This is a genomic window from Kitasatospora sp. NPDC002965 (assembly GCF_040611255.1).
Classification (GTDB): domain Bacteria; phylum Actinomycetota; class Actinomycetes; order Streptomycetales; family Streptomycetaceae; genus Kitasatospora.
Map to the genome: position 1 here is coordinate 1 of NZ_JBEXNT010000261.1, position 4578 is coordinate 4578.

At 64.9% G+C, this 4578-nt stretch carries 4 protein-coding genes; 2 read left to right on the forward strand and 2 right to left on the reverse strand.

Annotated elements, in window-relative coordinates:
* Nucleotides 1-951, reverse strand: a 951-nt coding sequence (locus ABZY91_RS41405; protein WP_355409342.1) for a Wadjet anti-phage system protein JetD domain-containing protein, incomplete at its 3' end; no start/stop codon positions are given.
* A gap of 670 nt (nt 952-1621) precedes the next feature.
* Here ABZY91_RS41405 and ABZY91_RS41410 point away from each other — a divergent pair.
* Both ABZY91_RS41410 and ABZY91_RS41415 read left to right on the forward strand, forming a co-directional pair.
* Nucleotides 1622-2005 (forward strand): hypothetical protein, encoded by a 384-nt coding sequence (locus tag ABZY91_RS41410; protein WP_355409344.1) that lies wholly within the window; start codon nt 1622-1624, stop codon nt 2003-2005.
* Nucleotides 2006-2089: 84 nt separating this feature from the next.
* Nucleotides 2090-3031, forward strand: a complete 942-nt coding sequence (locus ABZY91_RS41415) for a DUF4365 domain-containing protein (RefSeq protein ID WP_355409346.1) — start codon at nt 2090-2092, stop codon at nt 3029-3031.
* 85 nt (nt 3032-3116) lie between these two features.
* On the opposite strand, the gene ABZY91_RS41420 is transcribed toward ABZY91_RS41415, so the two are convergent.
* Complete coding sequence (locus ABZY91_RS41420; protein WP_355409348.1) at nt 3117-3770, reverse strand: hypothetical protein; 654 nt, start codon at nt 3768-3770, stop codon at nt 3117-3119.
* Nucleotides 3771-4578: the final 808 nt, after the last annotated feature.

Consider the following 4578-nt stretch of genomic DNA (forward strand, 5'->3'; position numbering starts at 1 on the left):
CATGGCGACCGCGTGCACGGGTGTGCCAAGCCTACGGGCGAGGTTGTCGACGATCGCGATGCCGTCGGCGTCCAGGTCGCACCAGGCGGCGATGGGTCGCGGTGCGAGCCAGTCCAGCAGTGCCACTAGTTGGTCGCGGGCGTAGCCGCTTCCCCACACGCACAGCCAGCGCGAGGTCAGCTCGGGGAGCCGCCGGCATACCTGCCCGAAGGTGTCGGAGTTCTCGATCACCAGGACCCCTCGGGCGTCGCAGACGGCTTCCCCGACCAGACGCAGTCCTTGGGAGGGGACGCCCACCCAGGGCTGAGCGATGCGGGCGTCAGCGGCGACGTCCCCGATCCGCCACGACAGCGGTCCCTTCACCCTGAGGTCGGTGTCCTCCTCGCGTACCGCGTCCTCGAACTCCGTTCCGATCAGGTTCGCGAAGGCTGCCTGCTGTTGGGGCGTCCACCCCTTGGAGTCGTTCAGTGCCGTTGCAGCGAGCTGTTTGAGGGAGATCTCGGTCTCGCCCTGTGTGCGCAGGTCCCACCACGTGGCAGCGGTGCGGACAGCGGCGTCGTACACCGACCACGCCCGGGTGCCGGTGCGGCTGGCGTTGGGCACCACCAATCCTGCTTCGGGTACGACTCGGGTCAGCAGTTCACGTTCACCGGTGAGTTGTTCCACCGGCTCCATCAGCGCGAGCAGGGTGGCACGGGCGCGCTGCGGTTCACGGTCACCACGCAGTTCCGCACTGCGCTCTGATGCTTGCTGGGCCCATGACTCGGACAGCCGCCAGCGCAACGGCACGCCCAGGGAGAGCAGTTCGTCGACCTCATGCCGTGGAACAACAGCGCCACAGCGAGTCAGATCAGCCGCGACCTGTGCGGCCTCCGAGCCGAAGCGCCTGACAATCGACGGCCATTCCCGCCGTCCTGCGCCCAGCACCCACAAGAGGTCCGTGTCAGTCATACCGGCCGGAGGATCGAACAGGGGGACCGGTTCGGTAGGGACCAGGTCTACCTCGTGCACCCTCAGCCGCCCGCGCCGGTTGCGAGGCAGATGTCCCTGTCCGTCCCTCCGAACCGGGATGGTAACCGCACGCAGTCCTGGAGGGACGCCCTCCACAGCGACCGTGACCCGGCCGTAGGCTTCTCCGAACAGCAGCCCCTGACCCAGTTCCTGATGCACCGACCACTCCCCATCCCCACGGCGGATCTTCCAGGAAGCAATGCTGTCCGGGCTCCGGACGGCCTCCGATCTCTTACTCTGCTCTTGCCACCCCGATACGGTCAGTGCACGACAGAGCACGGGCTGAGAGGATACGCGATACACCTCTACGAGATCCATGCGTCCTGAACCGGAGTGCTTCTCACCTCCTGTCCCACGGCGCTCGACATCGCGGCCAGCCGACCTCAGAAGTCGATCCGGCCGTGCCGAGAGTCTGCCTCAGTGCCGAGCACTTGTTCCTCGCGAACGCTGGTCACCATCGCTCGGCGCGCAATCGCTCAAGGGGCAGCGGTGACCTCTGTCGAAAGAGCGGCCAGTATCCCAGCTTGGCTGTGGGGTAGCGGCGGCTCGCCGCGGCATCGGTTTGTCCGAATCGTGCTGGCCGTTCCCGGGCGGGTGGGAGGTTCTGCCGGTGACCACCTTTTACTGCGGCTCCTGCTCCTACCAGGGCAGTGACCTTGACGAGCTTCGACGGCACGGGCGCGAGAGCGGGCACGCCGTCCGTGAGTCTGAGATTGCGGCTGCCGGAGACGGCCCTATGTCCATGCCCGGGGCTTCCGATGTCCGGAGCCTGGCTGCGGTGGTCGGAACGGGCATGGGTCTACTCGGTCTCGGCGCAGCTCTGTACTACAACCGTCAGTACAAGGGCGCGAGCACGGCGCTTGCCAGGGCGACCGCAACGGCAGCCGGGTTGGTTGTGGAGCTTGCCGAGAAGGTGACGGAGATCGACTTCCTGAAGTCGGCCAGCGGCGCGGCTTCAGTCCTGGCCAAGCACAAATGGGCTCAGCGGCCGTAGCATTGGGGTGTCTTGGGGCCGGGCGCCGCGCCGGCGGCGCGGCTTTCCCATCCCTGATGAAGAATGACGGTCATGATGCGCCGAATGCCAACCGCCAAGGCCGGAAGCCAAGGGGTCACCCACACTCAGCTCGCTGTCGAGGACGAGCTGAGGTGGCTGTTCCGGGAGCAGCCGACCGAGGACTACGGAATCGACGCTCACGTCGAGATCGTGGACGAGGACGAGGTACTGGGCCGACTACTCGCTCTGCAGATCAAGAGCGGGGCGAGCTTCTTCAGGGAGGCCACGCCTGATGGCTGGTGGTTCCGGCCCGATGCCGAGCACGTTCAATACTGGCTCAACCACTCGCTGCCGGTCGTGGTGGTGCTGTACAAACCGGAGACGAAGGTCTGCTACTGGCAGTTCGTGAGCAGGGAAACCTTGCAACGGAGCAGCCGAGGTGGCTGGAAGCTGCTCGTCCCCCAGGAACAGGTCCTGAATGGCAACTCCGCCCAGGCGCTGCGTGCCGCCGCCGACGCCGACCCCTACGTGCTGCGTATCCGCGACCTGCAACTGGCTCGGCCTTGGATGGAGCGACTCGCCGCCGGTGCGCGCCTCGTCATCGACATCGAAGAATGGGTCAACAAGATCTCGGGGCGAGGCGAGATCGTCTTGGGTGTCGACAACGAGGACGGACAGTCCCCAACCGAACTCGCCCGCTGGCCCATCATGCTCGGGTTGTCCAGCTACGCCGATGTCGTGCCGGGGCTGTTCGCCTGGGCAAAGGTCGACCTCCACGAGGAGACCTACGACAACGCCGACTGGGACCAGTACGACAACGAATGTCGCATCTGGGACAGCGAGATGACGTTCTATTCGGAGGAGTACAGCGAGTGGAGGGAACGTCGGCTTCCCGGACTGCGGCCATACACTGACGACGGCGAAGTCGCGTTCTGGCGCCTGGAGCTCACCCTAAACGAACTGGGCACGAGCTTCCTGGTGGTCGACCAGTTCGGCGCGACAGGCAAGCGTCAGCTCGTTGAGTGAGCCAGGCCGCCTGACGATCCACCCTGGCAGGCGGTCCTGTGTCCTGCAAACACGCAGCAGTAGTCTTCCCGAGAGTCCTCCCGCGTCACGTGAGGTGGGCTCGAACAGCCTCCGCAATGAGGTCGTAGGGGCCGATCCCTCGGCGCTTCGCCTCTGCGATCAAGCGCTGATCCAGGTCGTCATCCCACGACTTGCGCATGTGCTCGATGTTCGCCCGCTTGGTGATCCAACGGCAGTTCTCGGGGCTGTAGCCGGCGTCTGGGTCGATGCGGTCACATTCGAGACCGTCGGCGTAACCATGGTCCAGTGCCCATGCCCGGAAGGTCTGGAAGTCGTTGCGCCATCGCTCGCAGACAGTGATGCCACGGCCTCCGTAGCGGTGCCAGGCGGGATGTGCTGGTCGGCCGCATCGGTCCTTCATCCCCGCCCAGATCGTGTAGAGGCGGATGCTGTCGGCATCCTTGGTAGACATCGCGGTTCCGGTCTTCTCCAAGGCTCGTTCGCGTATGGCAGCCGTCGCACCATGGGTGGTCAGCATCTCGGACATGATGTCGCGCTGGAGGCAACCACAGGAGCCCGAGGTCCCGTTGAGGAGATTGTTGGCGGTCACAATCCGTGTCTGGCCGCAGTCACACATGCAATTGACGACGGAGTAACGGCTCCCATTGCTGCGTTCTGCCAGGCAGGGCGGTTCCAGAGTGGTCCAGCGCTGGAATCGCGTGCCGACCTTGATCTGCACGGTGCGGTAGTTACCGCTGCGCTTGGTGCCAGTAAGCGCAGCGATGCTCTCGGCCCGTGCGCAGCCACAGGAGCGGGAGCGGTGAAGGATGTTGTGCTCACGCAGCCTGCGCTTCGTTCCGCAGTCGCAAAGACAGTCGTAGAGAGCCCGCTGAGCGTAAGGCCGCCCAGGAATCGGCTCCCAGATCGGGGCGCTCGCGATGGACCATCGGCCGAACCGGGCTCCCGCAGCCAAGGTCCCTGCCTGGGTCGGTGCCTCGCTGACCGAGCAACCGCACGAGGTCGTGTGGCCCGACCGGAGGTTGTCCACGGTCACCTCCAGAATGCTGCCACAGACGCATCTGCACCTCACCCGACGACGCGGTTTCCCTCCCCTGGACCCCCGGGTGCTGATCGGTACCGAGATCGTGGTGAGGCCCCCGAAACAGCTTCCGAGCGGGACCGTGACAGCGGCAGGCATACCGTCAAAGTAGCTTCCCGAGGACTCTCCGGACCGCCGAACGGATGAAGTCATACGGACAGTTCTCGGGCACCCGTAGGTCCCTCTCCACCAAGACAAGCCAGGCAGTCGCTTGGCTGCGTCGGGAAGGCTATGTCTTCGCCAAGGCGGTCATCCGCCTTGTATCACCGGCCTGACCTGCAAAAACAAGGCGGGCACCATACCGGTCTGCACGTCATTGTCCTAGGCGTTCGTCAGTGACGTCACCCAGAATCTGCAAGCACTGTCAGCACATGATGCCTGGTCAAGACAGAGATTCCGCTGACACTGCGATGACGATCCTCAACTGGCAAAAACATGCAGACCATCA